We start from the raw sequence: 19,097 nt of genomic DNA on the forward strand, positions 1-19,097 counted from the left end.
AATATAAGGCTTCCCCAGTTAAGCTTGCCTGCCCCATATGAACACATCCATAAAAACTTATAAAGTAACTACCGAACTTTGGACTTTCCTACTTTTTGCAAGGTTATCCACTTTATAAGCCAATACTTGGTTTACTTGCGTTATGTTCCATATGTCCTCTAGCGCTTCCTTCATACCTTATCGTTACCAATAACGCACTTGCATTCGAGTTGTCTTCCTATCGGGACGGCGACGCAGGCTTCTTTCAGCCTGCCGGCTCAGCAAACATGCTGGGCGAACAAAAAAAGAGAACACTAAGAGTGTCCTCTTTGGTTTAATTATTTACCCATTTGCTTAGCAACTTCAGCTGCGAAGTCTTCTTCTACTTTTTCGATTCCTTCGCCTCTTTCATATCTTACGAAGCTCTTAACTGTTATTGGAGAACCAACTTCCTTAGCTTTTTCTTCAACAAGTTTAGCTATTGACTTATCATTGTCTTTAACCCATAGTTGTTCAAGTAAACATACTTCTTTATAGTATTTTTGAATTCTTCCCATAACCATTTTTTCAACGATTTTTTCTGGTTTTCCTTCATTTAAAGCTTGAACTCTGTAGATTTCTTTTTCTTTTTCTAAAGCTTCTTGATCTACATCTTCTTTAGATAAGAATAATGGATTAGCAGCAGCTACTTGCATGCATAATTCCTTAGCTAAATCAACAACTACATCGCTTTGAGTGTCACAAGCTAATTCAACAACAACACCGATTCTTCCGCCACCGTGGATATAAGTCTTAACAACTCCGTTATCAACGCTAACTTTCTTGAATCTTCTTACTGTCATGTTTTCACCTAATGTAGCGATAAGTTCAGTAAGTGTAGCTTGAACTGTCTTTCCTTCTAAATCTAAAGCTAATAATTCTTCAACTGTGTTAGCATCTGATTCAGCAACTAACTTAGCTACTTTACCAGCGAATCCTGTGAATTGTTCGTTATCAGCAACGAAGTCAGTTTCACAGTTAACTTCTACTATACCAGCAGTCTTTCCATCTTCAGTAGTGTAAGTAACTACTTGACCTTCTGCTGCTACTCTTCCAGCTTTCTTAGCAGCTGCAGCTAATCCTTTTTCTCTTAAGAATTCTACTGCTTTTTCTATATCACCATTAGTTTCTGTTAAAGCCTTTTTACAGTCCATCATTCCTGAACCTGTTCTTTCTCGTAGTTCTTTAACTAATTTTGCAGTTATCATAATATTTAATTCCTCCTTAATTTTGAAAGTAACCCTTATCATGTGATTTAGGGTAAAAGGTAAATGAGATTAACTCACCTACCTTTTTCTGAATACTATTCAGCTAATTGTTCACCTTGTCTTCCTTCGATGATTCCATCAGCCATTTTAGCAGTTATTAATTTAACGGCTCTTATAGCATCATCGTTTCCTGGAATTACATAGTCAACTTCTTCTGGATCACAGTTAGTATCAACGATAGCTACTACTGGAATTCCTAATATCTTAGCTTCTGCTATAGCATTCTTTTCCTTTCTTGGATCTACAACGAACATTGCTCCTACGTTTTCAGCATCTAAGTTTCTGATTCCGCCAAGGTTCTTTTGTAATTTTTCTAAGTCATTCTTAAGCTTAATAACTTCTTTCTTTGGAAGTACTTCGAAAGTTCCGTCTTCTTCCATCTTTTCGATTTCTTCCATTCTCTTAATTCTTGTCTTTATTGTAGAGAAGTTAGTTAACATTCCACCTAACCATCTGTTGTTAACGAAGTGCATGTTTGATCTTATTGCTTCTTCTTCGATAGCTTCTTGAGCTTGCTTCTTAGTTCCAACAAATAAGATATCTTTTCCTTCTGCTGATACTTCTTTAATAAAGTTGTAAGCTTCTTTAGCTTTCTTTACAGTCTTTTGTAAATCTATTATGTAGATTCCGTTTCTTTCTGTAAAAATGTATGGAGCCATTTTAGGGTTCCATCTTCTTGTTTGATGTCCGAAGTGAACACCAGCTTCTAATAATTGTTTCATTGATATAACTGACATTTTCATACCTCCTGGTTTTTCCTCCACTGTCTTCATTCTCATTTAACACCTTAATCTTAGGGCACCCGTTAAATGCATTGGACAGTGTGCGTATTAAATAATTTCCTTAGATAGTATACCATAAGGTTTTTTTACTATCAACAAGATTTTTTATATTTTTTAAAGTTTATTTATATTACTTTACAATCTGCTTTTATTCATATTATTTAAGGATTAAATTTTACAGTCATTATTTATTATAAAATAATAAAATACAAATTATTTTATCAAAACTTAATTATGGTATAACAAAATTTTTATCATTATATTAAAAATATACTTATTAGTTCCCCTTGTTTTTTTATTCTATGCACAAAAATAACTGCCATTTATTATGACAGTTATTTTAGTAATTCTTACTTAATTTTTTTTAATTCTTCAATAAGCTTTTCATTTAAGATTTTTATATGAGTTCCTTTCATACCTAAAGATCTAGATTCTATAACTCCGGCACTTTCAAACTTTCTTAATGCATTAACTATTACGCTTCTTGTTATACCAACTTTATCTGCTATTTTAGAAGCAACTAAAAGCCCTTCAGTTCCATCTAGTTCATTAAATATATGCTCAACTGCTTCAAGTTCTGAATAAGATAAAGTTCCTATAGCTAGTTGTACAACCGCTTTCTTTCTAGTTTCATCTTCTATTTCGTCTTGTTTAGCTCTAAGCATTTCCATACCAACAATAGTAGCACTATATTCTACCATTACCAAATCATCTTCTGTAAAGCTACTTCCATATCTAGCTAAAATTAAAGTTCCTAATCTTTCTCTATTTCCTACTATAGGTACTATAGTAGAAAGCTTATCCTTCATTTCGCATTCGCCTTCACCTTCTAATACACACATTCCATTATTAGGCGCATTAGCCAAGGTTTCCATATTTTCTAAAAGTTTTTCGTTGTAATCCGCTGGAAATCTTCTTTCTTCTACAACTTTTTTCTTCATAATGTCACATGAAAAGTCTTTTTCGAATGCATATCCAAGTATTTTCCCTCTTCTACTTGCAATATATACATTGCATTCAAGCACTTCACTTAGTACTTTACATATATCCTCAAAAACAACTGGTTCTCTTCCTGATTTTTGTATTATTTTATTTAACCTTCTTGTTTTGCTAAGTAATGATGGCATTAATTATCCTCCTTGTATTATATCCACATAGATTACCCGTGTATTATCGTATTCTAACCGCTTAATTGTTTAAATATTCAAATTATTCATTAACATGTCTAGTTTATCATACACAAAAACTTATTACAACATTATTTTCTCTTATTCTACACCATGTCATATAGATAAACCTTGATACATGTTTAAAAAAATTATAACTCCTATATAGATCCATTCTATAAGGAGTTATTTTTTAAGTATTATCTCTATTGTTCGTTATTTTCTTCCTTAGGAAGTTCCTTTTTATATCCACATTCTGAATTTGAACATTGAATATAATTTCCATCCTTTTTCGAATGCTTCTTAACCATGTAAGAACCACATTCTGGACATTTTTCTTTAACTGGTTCATACCAACTTACAAACTTACAATCTGGATAACCTGAACATCCGTAGAATTTCTTGCCTCTCTTACTCTTTTTAACTACGATTTTTTTGCCACATTCAGGACACGGAACATCAAGTTCTTCTACAATAGGCTTTACATTTTTACATTCTGGATATCCAGGACATGCTAAAAATTCACCATATCTTCCACGTTTAATAACCATCATTCTTCCGCATTTATCACACTTAACATCACTTACTTTATCTTCAATAACAACCTTGGATACTTCCTTTTCAGCTTTATCTAAAGCAACTTTTAATGGTCCAAAGAATTCTCCGACTACTTCTCTCCATTCTTCCTTCCCTTCTTCAACATCATCAAGTTTTCTTTCCATATCTGCTGTAAAGTCAACATCTACAATTTGCTTAAAGTATTCGCTCATAATATTATTAACTATAAAACCAAGTTCTGTAGGAACAAGATTCTTCTTTTCTCTATTAACATAATCTCTACTTAATAATGTAGAAATTGTTGGAACGTAAGTACTTGGTCTTCCTATTTCCTTTTCTTCCATAAGCTTTACAAAAGAAGCTTCTGTATATCTTGCTGGAGGTTGAGTAAAATGTTGTACTCCTTCTACTGATTGAGGTTTTAATTCTTCGTCCACTTCTAATTTAGGAAGAGTTACTGAATCTTCTTCTTCCTTTGCTGCATATTCATATAGCTTCATAAATCCATCAAACTCAATAGTAGATCCACTAGCCTTAAATTTATAATCTCCATTAGCTATAGTAATAGAATTTGTATTCATTATACATGTAGCCATTTGACTTGCCATAAATCTTTTCCATATTAATGAATATAATTTAAATTGCTCTGAAGTCAAACTTTCTTTAGCTATTTCTGGTGTTATGTCTATATATGTAGGTCTTATAGCTTCGTGAGCATCTTGTATATTCTTTTTACCTTTATAAACCCTTGGTTTTTCTGGTAAATATTCTTTTCCATATTCATCTTCAATAAACTTTAATGCAGTATTTTGAGCTTCATCTGCTATTCTAACAGAGTCTGTTCTCATGTAAGTTATTAAACCTACTGTTCCATGACCTTTTATATCTACACCTTCATATAATGCCTGTGCAATGGACATAGTTCTTTTTGTCATGAAGTTTAACTTTTTATTTGCATCTTGCTGAAGAGTACTTGTTGTAAAAGGTGGAAGAGGGTTCTTCTTCTTGTTTCCTTTTTTAATTGACTCAACTATAAACTTTCCATTTTCAATATCACTTATAATTAAGTCTGCATCTTCTTTTGTATTTATCTCAATTTTCTTTCCATTCTTAGTTGAAAGCTTTATAGGAAATTTCTTTCTTTCCTTTTTCATTACGCAATCAACAGTCCAGTATTCTTTAGGTTCAAAAGCTTTAATTTCATTTTCTCTATCACATATAAGCCTTAAAGCAACTGATTGAACTCTTCCTGCACTTAAGCCCCATTTAACATTTCTCCAAAGAATAGGACTTATTTCGTATCCAACTAATCTATCAACTATTCTTCTTGCCTGCTGAGCATCAACTAAATTTAAATTTATTTTTCTAGCTTCCTTTATGGAACTTTTTACAGCTGTTTTTGTTATTTCATTAAAAACTATTCTGCATGCTTGGTCTTCATCAATTTTTAATATATTTGCCAAGTGCCATGATATTGCTTCTCCCTCACGGTCAGGGTCAGTTGCAAGATATACTTTATCAGCTTTTTTAGCTAACTTTCTTAACTTATCAATTAGTTCTCCTTTACCTCTTATAGTTATGTACTTTGGAGTAAAGTTATCATCTATATCAACGCCTAATTTACTTTTTGGCAGGTCTCTTACATGCCCCATTGATGCTTCAACGGTATAATTTTTTCCTAAATACTTTGCAATTGTTTTCGCCTTTGCCGGCGACTCTACTATAACTAATTTTTGACCCATATAAAAACTCCATGTTGTCCTGGAGTCTTCACCCCCTTGTTATATCAAATAATCTTTTACTAAATAATCTTCGCGTAATAATTGCCAGGAAGGCTAATTATTTCTTTTCTAATTTGCATATCAAATAATACATTAAATATTGCTTCTCTGTCAATAAAGGTCTTACTTACAATTTCATCTATATGCATTGGTTCATTAGATACTATTGATAATATCTTTTGCTTAATTGGCGATATTATTCTTTCCTTATTTTCACATGTCAAATTTAATAATGTTCTCAAATCTTCCATTTCAGAAAATATCTGCGCGCCATCTCTAATAAGCTTATTGCACCCTAGACTGCTTTTTGAAAAAACTGTTCCTGGAATAGCCATAACATTTTTATTTTGTTCTGCTGCAATTCCTGCTGTTATTAAAGATCCGCTTTTTTCAGATGCTTCTGCAACTATTATAGTTTCACTAAGTCCACTTATAATTCTATTTCTTCTTGGAAAATTGTATTTTAAAGGTTTAGTACCAGGTATAAATTCTGTTATTATAAGTCCATCTTTTAAAACTTCATCAAATAATCTTTTATTTACTGATGGATATATAATATCTATTCCACACCCTAATACTACTACTGTTTTCCCTGAACTTTCAACACATGTTTTGTGTGCACAAGAATCAATTCCTTTTGCACCTCCGCTTATGATTGTGATATTAAAGCTTATTAATTCTTTTGTCAATAGTTTTGTTATTTCTAATCCATACTGTGAACAACTGCGAGAACCTACAATTGCTACCTTTCTATCTTTTAAAATTTTTATATTTCCCTTATAAAATAATCCATAAGGAGGATTATCAATATTCTTAAGTTCTTCTGGATACTCTTCATCAAAATATGTAATAAACCCAACATTATTATTTAAAATCCACTCTGAAACTTCCAAAGCTTTTTCTAATTCATTTTCTTTAATATACTCCTGTTTCAAATTAAATTCAGGAAGTATTTTATAGATTTTTTTATAAATTTCACACTCATTTTTGTATTTCTTTATCAATTCGATTTTTAAACAATCATTTACATTTAACATTAATAACCATATCTTATATTTCATAAAATGTCTACCCCTTTTATATAATTTCACCATTATAATCTTTTCTATAACTAAGAGCTTCTATTATACTTCCCTCACTTATATCCTTTTGAGATTCTAAATCTGAAATGGTTCTAGCTAGCTTAATAACTTTACCATAAGCCCTCATAGATGGAGCAGAAGTCTCAAAATAGTTCTTTAATAATTCTCTGCATTTTTTTCCCACTCTACATAATTCATATATATCTTTTCCTTTTATATCAGAATTGTAATTATAATTAGTTCCCTTAAATCTCTCATTTTGAATTTGTCGTACTTTTTCTACTTTTTCTTTCATTTTTATGGAAGTATAGTTATCTTTTTTATTCTTTATGTTCTTATATTCAATAGAAGGCACATAAGCATAAATATCTATTCTATCCTTTACTGCTTTAGACATTTTATTTAAATATCTACTAACCTGCACATCACTACAAGTACACTTATCATATCCTTTAAAATCTAGACTTTTCATACCACAGGGACAAAGATTAAAAGCTCCTACCATAAGGAAATCAGAAGGAAGAACCACATTATTATGTAACCTGTTTATATGTATATATTTATTTTCTAGAGGTTCTCTTAAAACCTCAATAACTTCCTTTTTGAATTCCAAAAGTTCATCTAAAAACAAAACTCCTTTATGAGCAAGAGTAACTTCTCCAGCCCTCAAGTTTCTACCTCCACCTGCAATAGAACATACACTAGCTGTATGATGAGGTTTTCTAAAGGGCATACTAATTTTTTTACCTTCTTCAAAAAGACCACTTATACTATATATTTTTGCAATTTCAATCTCTTCTAATTTTGAAAGCTTAGGCATTATAGATGGAAGAGATTCTGCAAGCATAGTTTTCCCAACTCCTGTACTGCCATATAAAATTATGTTATGCTTTCCGGCTGCAGCTATCATAAGGGCTCTTTTCGCATATTCTTGACCAATTATATTATCAAAGTTACTTTGTTCTTCCTCATTTTCCTTTAGCTCTTCAAAGTCGTCATAAGGAAGAATATCATTATAATTTATAAAAGAAACTACTTCTTTCAAACTTTCAAAAGGATAATATAGTCCTTCTTCTATATATTTAGCTTCATTTATATTTTTATATGGAAATATAAAACTTTTAAAATTATTTTCTATGCCATCAATAATAATAGGTAGAGTTCCCCTAACCTCTTTTATATATCCCATTAATGATAGCTCACCAAAACATATATAATTTTCAATTTCATTTTTTCTAACTTGACCTGTTTCTATTAAAATACCAAGAGCAATAGGTAAATCAAGTAAAGATCCTATTTTTCTTACATCTGCCGGAGCTAAATTTATTGTTATTCTTCCTAAGGGAAATTCAAAACCGCTATTAATAATAGCAGATCTTACTCTTTCCTTTGCCTCCTTTACTGATGCATCTGGAAGACCTACAATTTGAAAACTAGGCATTCCCCTTAAAATATCAACTTCCACTTCAATAATCTTTCCCTGAAGCTCCACATAAGTAGCACTATATATTTTTACTGCCACATCAAACTCCTCCTTTTACTAAAATAAAACTTATTTACATAGACAATGTTTATTTTTTTATATTCTAGGCAATATTTCTAATATTTAATCAATGGAGGTGTAAAATGAAAAAAGAAAATAAAAACATAGGTAACTATGGTGAGAATCTAGCATGTGATTTTTTAAGTAAGAAGAACCATTTAATCCTTAAAAGAAATTTTAGAAATGCTCATGGAGAAATAGATATAATCTCTAAAATAGATAATATAATTGTATTTACAGAGGTTAAAAGCAGATATTCTCTAGACTTTGGACACCCTTGTGAAGCTATAACCTTTTCAAAAATTCGTACCATAAAAAACACTGCCTCATACTATCTTTACATAAATAAAATAAGGAATATTAACATAAGATTTGATGTAATTGAAATTACCCTAAACTATTACAATAATAAATATAAAATCAACCATACAGAAAATGCTTTCTAAACATATTTATTTATAAATTAATATAAAAAAGATAACAAAAGTTTTCACACTATTTCCTTGCATTATAACGCCTATTAATATTAAAAGATTGTATAAAAAAGAAACCACACTCAAGAAATGTAGTTTCTTTTTTACTAAAGAATTTTTGTTAAAAAGCTTTGTCTATGTATTTTTGATGGACCATGTTCCTTTAATCCTTCAATATGCTTCATTGTTCCGTATCCAGCATTATTTTCAAAATCATAATATGTATATTTTTTAGCATATTCTTTCATTAAATTATCTCTATAAACCTTAGCTACTATTGATGCTGCTGCAATAGCCGCACTTTTAGTATCTCCTTTAATAACAGATTTATTCTGTAGTTCTATATTTTTAACTAGATATCCATCTGATAAAACTAAATCAGGTTTTATTTCAAGATTATTGCAGGCATCTAAAAACACCTTGTTATTAGCATAACCAATACCAAGTTTGTCAATTTCTTCGTTATCACATACAGCAATATGATAAGCTAATGCCTTCTCTTTAATTATTCCAGCTAATTCTTCTCTCTTTTTTTTAGATAACTTTTTAGAGTCATTAATCCAAAGAATAAGATTTTCGTCTAAATCAGCTTCATTTAATATAACAGCACATGCAGCTATAGGTCCTGCTAAAGGTCCACGACCTACTTCATCTACACCTGCTACATATTTGTAGTTTCCAAAAGACTTATCAAAGGCATACATGGCCTTTACTCTTTTTACTTCCTTTTCAATCTTAGCTTTATTTTTCATAAGCTTTTCTCCTAAGGAAGCTACATTCTTTCTTTTATCTTCTTTTAGTTCTAAAACAAGGTTATTAAAGCCCTCTTTGTTATATTCTTTTTCTATATCAATTTCATCTACAATATTCTTTACTTCTTTATAATTTAAAGAAGACAAGTTCTCAATAAACATTTTAACTATTCCCCTTTTCTTTTAAGGACGTTCTAATGTGATATTTCCGATTTTACCGCCTCTAAATTCATCTAGTAATATAACAGCTATTCTTGTATAGTCTATAGCCTTTCCTTTCATTATACAGCCTCTCTTTAGTGCAATGGCATCTAATGTATCTAAAGGATTTTCAAAAACTTCATCTATCTTATATCTTTCTTTAAGCTTTTCTGGATAAAATGTTTGAAGTCTTTCTACTAGCTTATATGCAAGTTCTTCTATATCCATTATTTCATCCTTTATAGCTCCTGTAAAAGCTAAGTTTAAAGCAGTTTCATCATCTTCAAACTTAGGCCATAATACTCCAGGAGTATCTAAAAGCTCTATACCAAGAGATGTTTTTATCCATTGTTTATTTTTAGTTACACCTGGTCTATCACCAGTTTTAGCTATAGTATTTCTAGCCATTTTATTTATAAATGTAGACTTACCACAGTTAGGAATACCAACTACCATAACTCTAGTAGTTATTTTAACCATTCCCTTAGCTCTAAGTCTATCATGTTTTTCTTTTAATAGTTCCATTAATGCTGGTTTAATAGCATTTGTTCCTATACCTTTTAAACAGTTTACCTCTAATACCTTTACATTATTAGATGATAAATGTTTTATCCAAGCTTTTGTTGCATTCTTTTCAGAAAGATCGCATTTATTTAATAAAATTATTCTTGGTTTATTTCCAACTAATTTATCTATATCAGGATTTGCTGAACTTTTAGGAATTCTAGCATCTCTAATTTCTATTACTGCGTCTACAAGTTTTAAATTTTCTTTTATTTCACGCTGAGTCTTTTTCATATGCCCTGGAAACCAGTTTATAGCCATAAATAATTCCTCCTATTTTTTTAATTTAAAAAGGGCTACATCATAATAACAATGATGTAACCCCCTCTAAAAGATTATATAAATTATCTTAATAATTCTTTAACCTTAGCAGCCTTACCTACTCTATCTCTTAAGTAGTATAATTTAGCTCTTCTTACTTTACCTCTTCTAGTAACTTCAATCTTTTCTATAATTGGAGCGTTTAGTGGGAATGTTCTTTCAACACCAGTTCCGTAAGCAACTCTTCTTACTGTGAAAGTTTCTCTTAAACCACCGTTTTGTTTCTTAATTACAGTTCCTTCGAAAGCTTGAACTCTTTCTCTGTTACCTTCTTTAATTCTAACGTGAACTCTTACGTTATCTCCAACATTGAAGCTTGGTAAATCAGTTCTGATTTGTTCTTGTTCTATTTGTCTTAATATTTCGTTCATTGTGCATTCCTCCTTAAATCTATTTTTGACGTTCTTACCGAAGCCTAAGTTCAGCAGAGGAGCGCCGGTACTAGCACAAAGTGTATTTTATCACAATACACAAATTTCTGCAAGATTATAAATTATTATTTTTAAGAATTTTAATATCTTCCTTAGATAATTGTACTTTTTTGTACAAATCACTTCTTCTTTCCTTTGTAATTAAAAGAGACTGTTTTCTTCTCCACTTACGAATGTTTTCATGATGTCCTGATAAAAGAACCTTAGGAACTTCATCACCTTCAAAATTTTCAGGTCTTGTATACTGAGGATACTCTAAAAGCCCATCAGAATAAGATTCTTCCATATAGCTTTCTGCCTTTCCAAGAACGCCTGGGATAAGCCTTAATACAGAATCAATAACAGGAACCGCTGCCATTTCTCCTCCTGTTAAAATAAAGTCTCCTAAAGAAATTTCCATATCTATATACTTATAAGCTCTTTCATCTATACCTTCATAGTGTCCGCATAAGAAAATCAGTTCATCTTCCTTTGATAATTCCTTCGCAACTTCCTGATTAAATGTTTTACCTCTTGGTCCTAAAAAAATAACTTTTCCTTTATTATTTTTTTTACATGCTCTTATTGTATCTACAACAGGCTGTGCAGCCATAACCATACCTGCACCGCCACCATAAGGGTAATCATCAACCTTATTATGTTTATTTAAGGTATAATCTCTTATATTTAAATATTCCATTTCAACTATACCCTTTTCTTTTGCTCTTCCAATTATAGAATTATCAAAAATAGAAAACATTTCTGGAAAAAGGGTTAATACACTAATCTTCATCCATCCATTCTCCTACTGGTTTTATTATTATCTTCTTATTTTCTATATCAATATCTAATACTATATCTTCTAATACTGGTATAAGTAATTCTTTAGGCTTTCTTATCCAATATACATCATTATTTTTAGTTTCAATAACATCATATATCTTTCCTAAATCATTATCTTCAGTATCATAAACTGTACATCCTATAAGATCTACTACATAATAAGTATCTTCATCTAATTCTGGTTCTTCATCTCTTGGAACTTTAACATACTTCTGCTTAAATGTTTCAGCAGTATTCATATCATCTATTCCTTCTAATTTTAGGATAACTCTATCCTTTTGGAACTTTACTCCTAAAATATTATAATACTCGTCATCAATAAGAACCTTTTCATATCTTTTAAAGTTTTCTTTATTATCAGTAAGACATAGTACCTTCACTTCACCTTTAATTCCATGAGTGTTAACTATCTGCCCTACATTAAAAAATTCATTTTCCATGCTATTTCACCTCGATTTTATGAATGTAGAAAAAGAGTTAGGTTACACCTAACTCTTCCTAGATTATCTCTACTAATACTTTTTTTTCTTCCTTTATTGCTGCTGCCTTTACTACAGTTCTAATAGCCTTAGCTATTTTTCCCTGCTTGCCAATAACTTTTCCAGTGTCTTCTTTAGCTACTTGTAATTCTAGAACAATTACATTTTCCTTTTCAACTTCATTTACATGAACTTCTTCTGGATTATCAACTAAAGACTTGGCAATTATCTCAACTAATTCTTTCATGTAGTGCCTGTAAATAAAATTTATTTACAGAATTCACCTCCAAAAATTACTTGTTAAGGCCTGCTTGGTCGAAAAGTCTCTTAACTACATCTGTAGGTTGAGCACCCTTCTTTAACCATTCAGTAGCTTTTTCTTCGTTGATTTTAACTTCAACTGGTTTAACTACTGGGTTGTAGTATCCGATTTCTTCTACGAATCTACCATCTCTTGGGCTTCTTGAATCAGCAACTACTATTCTGTAGAAAGGAGCTTTCTTAGCACCCATTCTTCTAAGTCTTATTTTAACTGCCATGTCTATTTCACCTCCTTCAAAGGATAATAATATTTATATTAACTCATGAAAGGTAATTTACCAAATAAACCTTTTTTAGATTTCTTAGTCAATGACTTAAACTGCTTCATGTTCTTTTTCATCATTTCATAACCTTTAATAAGTTTGTTAACTTCTTGTATTGTTGTTCCTGCACCTAGTGCAATTCTCTTTTTTCTTGATGAAGAACCAATAACTAATAAAGGATTTCTTCTCTCCTTAATTGTCATTGAATAAATTATTGCCTCCATTTTGGCCATCTCTTTTTCGCCTTTTTCCATGTCAACTTGACCTAAAGCTTTAGAATCAACTCCAGGGATCATTTCCATTATCTTATTTAGAGGTCCTAACTTCTTCATTTGAGCCATTGCTGTTAAATAATCTTCAAAATTAAGTTCAGAGCCCATCATCTTCTTAGCTAAGTCACCAGCTTCTTTTTCATCAATAGCTTCCTGTGCCTTTTCTATTAAAGATAATACATCACCCATACCTAATATTCTTGAAGCCATTCTTTCTGGATGGAATACTTCAAAGTCATTCATTTTTTCACCGACACCGATGTACTTAATTGGCTTTTCAGTAATGCTTCTAATTGATAAAGCAGCACCACCTCTTGTATCACCATCTAACTTAGTAAGAATTACACCTGAAACATCAAGTTCATTATTAAAACTTTCTGCAACATTTACTGCATCCTGACCAGTCATTGAGTCAACAACTAAAAGAATTTCATTTGGATTAACAGCTTCCTTTATATCTTTAAGCTCTTGCATAAGATCTTCATCAATATGTAGTCTACCAGCTGTATCTATAATTACAACATTGTTTCCATTTTCTCTTGCTTGCTTTATTGCAGCCTTTGAAATATCAACCGGAGATACCTTGTCTCCCATTGTAAATACAGGAATATCAATCTGTTTTCCTACTACCTGCAACTGCTTTATAGCTGCTGGTCTATATATATCACAAGCTACTAAAAGCGGCTTTTTATTATGTTTTCTAAGTTCAAGTGCTAATTTACCACACATTGTAGTTTTACCAGCCCCTTGAAGTCCTACTAGCATTATCACTGTTGGACCGACACCTGCAAAATCAAGTTTGCTTTCAGTACCACCCATAAGAGCTGTAAGCTCATCATTAACAATTTTAACAACCTGCTGTCCTGGAGTTAGACTTTCTAATACATCTCCTCCAACACATTTTTCACTGACGTTCTTTACAAATTTTTTAACAACTTTGTAATTAACATCTGCTTCTAAAAGTGCAAGTTTTACCTCTCTCATAGCTTCTTTAATATCTTTTTCATTAAGCTTACCTTTACCTCTTAATTTTTTCAAGGTACCTTGAAGCTTTTCTGCTAAACCTTCAAAAGCCATACCAAACCTCCTAAATTACTATAAATCTTCTAACTTTTCCTTGAACATTTCTAATTCATCTTCTTCAAGGGAAGTTTTATCTTTTAAAAACTCTAAAAGATCCATAATTTTATTTTCACGATTCATACTCTTTTGAAGTAAGTTAAGCTTACTCTCATAGGATAAAAGTAACTTGTAACACCTTTTGGTTAAATCATGGATAGCTTGACGGCTTGTGTTATTCAGTTCAGCTATTTCAGCTAAGGATAAATCCTCATTATAATAAAGCTCCATGATGTTACGTTGCTTTTCAGTTAATAATGTACTATAGCAGTCCATTAACAATGAAATTTCAACTCTATCTTCCATCTAATCACCTTACCCACAAAAGAGATGATATCAAATTTCTATAAGGGTGTCAAGTATTTTTACTTAACACCTTAAAAAAATATTTAAATTACTGCTTCTGCAAAGCTTTCAGCATCAAATTCTTGTAAGTCATCAACGCCTTCTCCAACACCTATATATCTAACAGGTATATTTAAAGCTTGCTTAATTGATAAAACAACTCCACCCTTTGCAGTACCATCTAACTTAGTTAATATGATACCGTCTATAGGACATGCCTCCATAAATTGTTTAGCTTGAATAACTGCATTTTGTCCTGTTGTTCCATCTAGCACTAGTAAAGTTTCTTTATTATCTTCACCATATTCTCTATCAATAATTCTATTAATCTTAGAAAGCTCATTCATTAAGTTCTTCTTATTATGAAGTCTTCCTGCAGTATCACAAATTAAAAGATCAACATTTCTAGCCTTAGAAGCTTGAATTGCATCAAATACAACTGCAGCTGGGTCTGAACCTTCTTCATGTTTTACTATATCAACTCCAGCTCTATTGCTCCAAACATCAAGTTGATCTATAGCTGCTGCTCTAAATGTATCTGCAGCTGCAAGTAAAACCTTTTTGCCTTCCGCCTTATTTTTAGCTGCAAGCTTTCCTATAGATGTAGTTTTTCCTACTCCATTAACTCCTATAATAAGCATAACTTTTTTATCTTCATGCTTAATATCCTCTTCACCTTCTAAAAGCATTTCTTTTATTACTTCTCTAAGAGCTGGAAAAACCATTTCTGTATCATTAATCTTTTCTTTTCTTATTTTATTTTTTAATCTATCTATAAGGTCCATAGTTGTATCCATACCAATATCTGACGTTATAAGAATTTCTTCTAATTCCTCATATAAATCATCATCAATTGTTACAGCTAGATTTAAGGCTTCATTTATTTTATCTGTTAACCCATCTCTAGTTTTACTTAATCCTGTCTTAAGTTTATTAAAAAATTTTCCAAACATATTATATCCTCCTAGTTTATTTATTTAAGTCTACTGACACAACTTTTGATATACCTTTTTCCTCCATAGTAACACCATACATAACATCACTAGCTTCCATAGTACCTTTTCTATGGGTTATAACAATAAATTGAGTTCCCTTTGAAAATTCCTTTAAAAATTCTGCATATCTATAAACATTAGCATCATCAAGGGCAGCTTCTATTTCATCTAAAATACAAAATGGAGTAGGTTTCATTTTTAAAATAGCAAAAAGTAGTGCTATAGCAGATAATACTTTTTCTCCACCAGACATAAGATTTATATTTTGAAGTCTTTTTCCTGGCGGCTCTACATTTATATCTATATTAGCACTAAGTTCATCACCTTCAGCTAATATAAGCTCTGCACTTCCCCCTTTAAACAAATCTCTAAAGGTTTCATTGAAGTTTTTATTAAGAATCTTGAAGTTTTCTTTAAATAGAACCTTCATTTTATCTGTCATTTCATTAATTACACTAAAAAGTTCTTCTTTTGCCTTTTCTAAGTCTTCCTTTTGTCCTGACATAAATTCAAACTTTTCTTTAATTTCTTCATATTCTTCTATTGCAGCAAGATTCACTACCCCTAAAGAAGTTATTTTTCTTTTAAGAACTGAAATTCTTTCCTTAAAAGCAGTTACATCTTGAACTTCAACAGCTATTTCTTTAGCTTCAGCAAAGGTTAAGTCCATCTCTTCATTTAATCTATTATAAAGATTTTCTTTTTCAACCTGACTTCTAGTCTTTAAAACTTCTTTTTTATTAAGTTCAGCCTCTTCTTTATTTATTATATCTAAAGATTCATTAATAAAACTATCCTTCTTATTAAATTCATCCTTAAGCTTACCCTTTTGAATTTCACTATTTGTAAAACCACTTTCAAGTTCCTTTAATTGCTTTTCTATATTTTCAATTTCTTCTTTCTTAAATATAGAACTTTCTTCTAAACCTCTTATGTCCTCTTTATTTTCTGCATTTTCTTTTTCAATTTCTTTAAGTTTTAAAGCATTATTTTCTATATCAGAGCTAATTCTAGCAATTTCATTACCTTTACTTACAAGAACTTCATCCAAAGCAGCCTTTTCTACCTTTAAATCAGTAAGTTTATTTCTTACTGTTTCAGATTTACTTCTATGCTTTTCTAAAGATTCTTCTAATTCTAAAGCTTTTTTATCATTAGCTTTTTTAACTTCATCTATATTAGTTAAATCTTTATTTTTTTCATTAATTAATATGTTTATTTTTTCTATATCAGAATTATTCTTTGTAATTTCATTTTTAAAGTTATCATAGGTATACTTTAATCTATTTATTTCATTTTTTAAAGCTGAAATCTTACTTTCTAACTTTGTATTTTCAATATTCTTAAAGTGAATTTCATCTCTATTATTTAAAATTTCTTCATCAAGATTCTTTGCACTTAACTTTAAAGCTTCTAACTCATTTGATAGCTTTTCTAATTCTTCTTTATTCTTTGTAATATTTAAGCCCAATTCTTCAATTTCTCTTTTTCTTCCTAAGATATTAGTATGCTTAGCGTAAATACTTCCTCCTGTCAAAGCTCCTCCTGGTGCAATAATTTCACCTTCAAGAGTAACTATTCTATAGCTATTATTGCTTTGCTTTGATATTTTTAGTGCAGAGTCCATGTCTTCTGCTACTATTGTTCTTCCTAGCATATTATTTATAGCTTTTTCATATTTTTCAGAGAATGTAACCACATCACTTGCTATACCTAAATATCCTGACATTTTTTTAATTTTTTCATCAACATTTAGCTTATTTCCTCTAATATTGTTTAAAGGAAGGAACGTTGCTCTTCCAAGATTGTTTTTCTTTAAGTAAATAATAAGATCCTTTGCTATTTTATCATTTTCAGTAATAATATTAGATATTCCTGCACCTAAGGCTATTTCAACTGCAACTTCATATTTTTTATCTACTTTAAATATTTCACCAATTACTTTAGTACCTTCAGCATTTGAAACCGCACCCTTATTTATTCTTTCCATTAATACCTTAACAGTTCTGTTATATCCTTCATAATGCTTTTCAAGGTTAGATAGCATATTTTTATTAGCTTCCATCTCATTAATAGATTTATTTTTAAGCTTTATTTCATTTTCTTTTTTATTAATTTTAGAATGAAATACTCCAATATTCTTCTTTTTAGATACAATATCCTCCTCTAATAATTTAATTTCATCTCTATTATTTAAAAGAGTTTTATCTAAACTTTCTATAGTTGCTGCATTTATTTTAATATTACCTTCTGTTGATACAATAGATGCTTTAGCTATTTCATTTCTCTCTTTTTTAACTTTCAAATCCTTTTCCATAAGAGATATGCTTTTGCTTATTTCAGAGGAACTTGTAATAAGCTCATATTCTTCATCCTTTAGAGCTTTAATTTCCTGTTCTATCTTAAAAATATTATCTATAAAGTCTTTATTACTATTTTCTAAAGAATTAATTTCTTCGTCCTTAGTTTCCTTATCCTTTAAACTTTTTTCAAGTTCTTCTTTAGCTTCTTTTAATTCACCTTGTAAAACTTCTGTCTTACTCTTTAATTCTTCAAAGACAAGATAATTCTTTTCTATATATGAAGTTAAATTATTAATTCTTTCTCTATAAACCTCTATATCTTTAGAAATAACAGAAATACTATTCTTCTTTTCATAATATAATTTTCTGTCCTCTGAAGTTTTATTCTCTAAATCTTCAATATTCTTTTCTAGTTCCTTTAATTTTTCCTTATTATTTAGTAATTCTTTTCTCTTACCTTCTAAACTTAACTTTCTAGCATTTACATCTTTTTCAAAATCCTCTAATGTCTTATCTAACATTTTAATATTACTTACTAATATAGATACTTCTTTTTCCTTTAATTCATTAGATATTTCATTATATTGTAATGCTTTTTCTCTTTCAATTCTTAAGGGTTCAAGTCTTTCCTCATAAGTTGATAATATATCATTAATTCTTACAAGATTATTATCAGTATTACTAAGCTTCTTTTCAGCTTCTTCTTTTCTCGACTTGTATTTTACAATACCTGCCGCTTCCTCAAGAAGAGCTCTTCTATCCTCAGGCTTTCCACTTAATATTGCTTCTATTTTACCTTGTCCTATTAAAGAATATCCTTCTTTCCCTATACCTGTATCCATAAATAACTGAGTGATATCCTTTAATCGACACTTAGTACCATTGATTAAGTATTCATTTTCTCCCGAGCGGAATATTCTCCTTGAAATTGTTATTTCATTGTAATCAGAAGCAAGAGCTCCATCTTCATTATTTAGGGTTAATGATACTTGCGCAAGACCTACAGGCTTTCTAAATTGTGTACCTGCAAAGATGACATCTTCCATCTTGCCTCCTCTAAGAGTTTTTACACTCTGCTCTCCTAAAACCCATCTTACAGAATCTGATATATTACTTTTCCCACTTCCATTAGGGCCAACAACAGCCGTAACACCCTTTGTAAATTTCAATTCTGTTTTATCTGCAAAGGATTTAAATCCTCTTATCTCAAGAGACTTTAAAAACACTTCATCCACTCC

Annotated in this window: 18 protein-coding genes; 1 reads left to right on the forward strand and 17 read right to left on the reverse strand. The window is 30.4% G+C overall.

The window, feature by feature from the left end; all coding sequences use genetic code 11:
- Positions 1–317: 317 nt before the first annotated feature.
- From tsf to BM384_RS02400, 6 genes are all read right to left on the reverse strand, one after another.
- Positions 318–1,226 (reverse strand): translation elongation factor Ts, encoded by a 909-nt coding sequence (tsf, locus tag BM384_RS02375; RefSeq protein ID WP_090010569.1) that lies wholly within the window; start codon positions 1,224–1,226, stop codon positions 318–320.
- Positions 1,227–1,321: 95 nt separating this feature from the next.
- Entirely contained in the window at positions 1,322–2,023 is a 702-nt protein-coding gene (gene rpsB, locus BM384_RS02380) for a 30S ribosomal protein S2 (RefSeq protein WP_090010574.1), read from the reverse strand.
- Positions 2,024–2,418: 395 nt separating this feature from the next.
- Positions 2,419–3,195, reverse strand: a complete 777-nt coding sequence (gene codY, locus BM384_RS02385) for a GTP-sensing pleiotropic transcriptional regulator CodY (protein ID WP_090010577.1) — start codon at positions 3,193–3,195, stop codon at positions 2,419–2,421.
- A 245-nt stretch (positions 3,196–3,440) separates the two neighbouring features.
- Positions 3,441–5,534, reverse strand: a complete 2,094-nt coding sequence (gene topA, locus BM384_RS02390) for a type I DNA topoisomerase (protein ID WP_090010580.1) — start codon at positions 5,532–5,534, stop codon at positions 3,441–3,443.
- A gap of 59 nt (positions 5,535–5,593) precedes the next feature.
- Positions 5,594–6,634: a DNA-processing protein DprA gene (gene dprA / locus BM384_RS02395; RefSeq protein ID WP_090010583.1), complete on the reverse strand. Its 1,041-nt coding sequence runs from the start codon at positions 6,632–6,634 to the stop codon at positions 5,594–5,596.
- Between the two features lie 16 nt (positions 6,635–6,650).
- Positions 6,651–8,177 carry a YifB family Mg chelatase-like AAA ATPase gene (locus BM384_RS02400; protein WP_090010586.1) on the reverse strand — a complete coding sequence of 509 codons (1,527 nt, stop codon included), beginning with the start codon at positions 8,175–8,177 and terminating at the stop codon, positions 6,651–6,653.
- Positions 8,178–8,281: 104 nt separating this feature from the next.
- Between BM384_RS02400 and BM384_RS02405 the strand changes: the two genes are divergently transcribed.
- The gene (locus BM384_RS02405; RefSeq protein WP_090010589.1) at positions 8,282–8,644 is read left to right on the forward strand and encodes a YraN family protein; all 363 of its coding nucleotides are present in this window, start codon (positions 8,282–8,284) and stop codon (positions 8,642–8,644) included.
- A 134-nt stretch (positions 8,645–8,778) separates the two neighbouring features.
- On the opposite strand, the gene BM384_RS02410 is transcribed toward BM384_RS02405, so the two are convergent.
- The 11 genes from BM384_RS02410 to smc all read right to left on the reverse strand — a co-directional run bounded on the left by BM384_RS02410 (position 8,779) and on the right by smc (position 19,085).
- A complete protein-coding gene (locus tag BM384_RS02410; RefSeq protein WP_090010592.1) occupies positions 8,779–9,585 on the reverse strand; it encodes a ribonuclease HII in 807 nt (268 codons plus the stop codon).
- A gap of 21 nt (positions 9,586–9,606) precedes the next feature.
- A complete protein-coding gene (gene ylqF / locus BM384_RS02415) occupies positions 9,607–10,449 on the reverse strand; it encodes a ribosome biogenesis GTPase YlqF (protein WP_090010594.1) in 843 nt (280 codons plus the stop codon).
- 83 nt (positions 10,450–10,532) lie between these two features.
- Positions 10,533–10,880, reverse strand: coding sequence for a 50S ribosomal protein L19 (rplS, locus tag BM384_RS02420; RefSeq protein ID WP_090010597.1), 348 nt, complete (start codon positions 10,878–10,880; stop codon positions 10,533–10,535).
- 115 nt (positions 10,881–10,995) lie between these two features.
- On the reverse strand, positions 10,996–11,712 hold the full coding sequence (gene trmD, locus BM384_RS02425) for a tRNA (guanosine(37)-N1)-methyltransferase TrmD (protein ID WP_090010598.1): 717 nt from the start codon (positions 11,710–11,712) through the stop codon (positions 10,996–10,998).
- The gene (gene rimM / locus BM384_RS02430; protein ID WP_090010600.1) at positions 11,702–12,202 is read right to left on the reverse strand and encodes a ribosome maturation factor RimM; all 501 of its coding nucleotides are present in this window, start codon (positions 12,200–12,202) and stop codon (positions 11,702–11,704) included. The genes trmD and rimM overlap by 11 nt, the downstream gene beginning before the upstream one ends.
- A gap of 58 nt (positions 12,203–12,260) precedes the next feature.
- Positions 12,261–12,488: a KH domain-containing protein gene (locus BM384_RS02435; RefSeq protein WP_090010605.1), complete on the reverse strand. Its 228-nt coding sequence runs from the start codon at positions 12,486–12,488 to the stop codon at positions 12,261–12,263.
- A 46-nt stretch (positions 12,489–12,534) separates the two neighbouring features.
- A complete protein-coding gene (gene rpsP, locus BM384_RS02440) occupies positions 12,535–12,780 on the reverse strand; it encodes a 30S ribosomal protein S16 (protein WP_090010608.1) in 246 nt (81 codons plus the stop codon).
- A gap of 38 nt (positions 12,781–12,818) precedes the next feature.
- Positions 12,819–14,174, reverse strand: a complete 1,356-nt coding sequence (ffh, locus tag BM384_RS02445) for a signal recognition particle protein (RefSeq protein WP_090010611.1) — start codon at positions 14,172–14,174, stop codon at positions 12,819–12,821.
- Between the two features lie 18 nt (positions 14,175–14,192).
- Complete coding sequence (locus BM384_RS02450) at positions 14,193–14,522, reverse strand: putative DNA-binding protein (protein WP_090010614.1); 330 nt, start codon at positions 14,520–14,522, stop codon at positions 14,193–14,195.
- Between the two features lie 83 nt (positions 14,523–14,605).
- The gene (gene ftsY, locus BM384_RS02455; protein ID WP_090010617.1) at positions 14,606–15,514 is read right to left on the reverse strand and encodes a signal recognition particle-docking protein FtsY; all 909 of its coding nucleotides are present in this window, start codon (positions 15,512–15,514) and stop codon (positions 14,606–14,608) included.
- Positions 15,515–15,530: 16 nt separating this feature from the next.
- Positions 15,531–19,085 (reverse strand): chromosome segregation protein SMC, encoded by a 3,555-nt coding sequence (gene smc / locus BM384_RS02460; RefSeq protein ID WP_090010620.1) that lies wholly within the window; start codon positions 19,083–19,085, stop codon positions 15,531–15,533.
- Positions 19,086–19,097 lie beyond the last annotated feature (12 nt).

Origin of the sequence: Clostridium sp. DSM 8431 (assembly GCF_900116755.1) — a bacterium.
Classification (GTDB): Bacteria; Bacillota; Clostridia; order Clostridiales; family Clostridiaceae; genus Clostridium.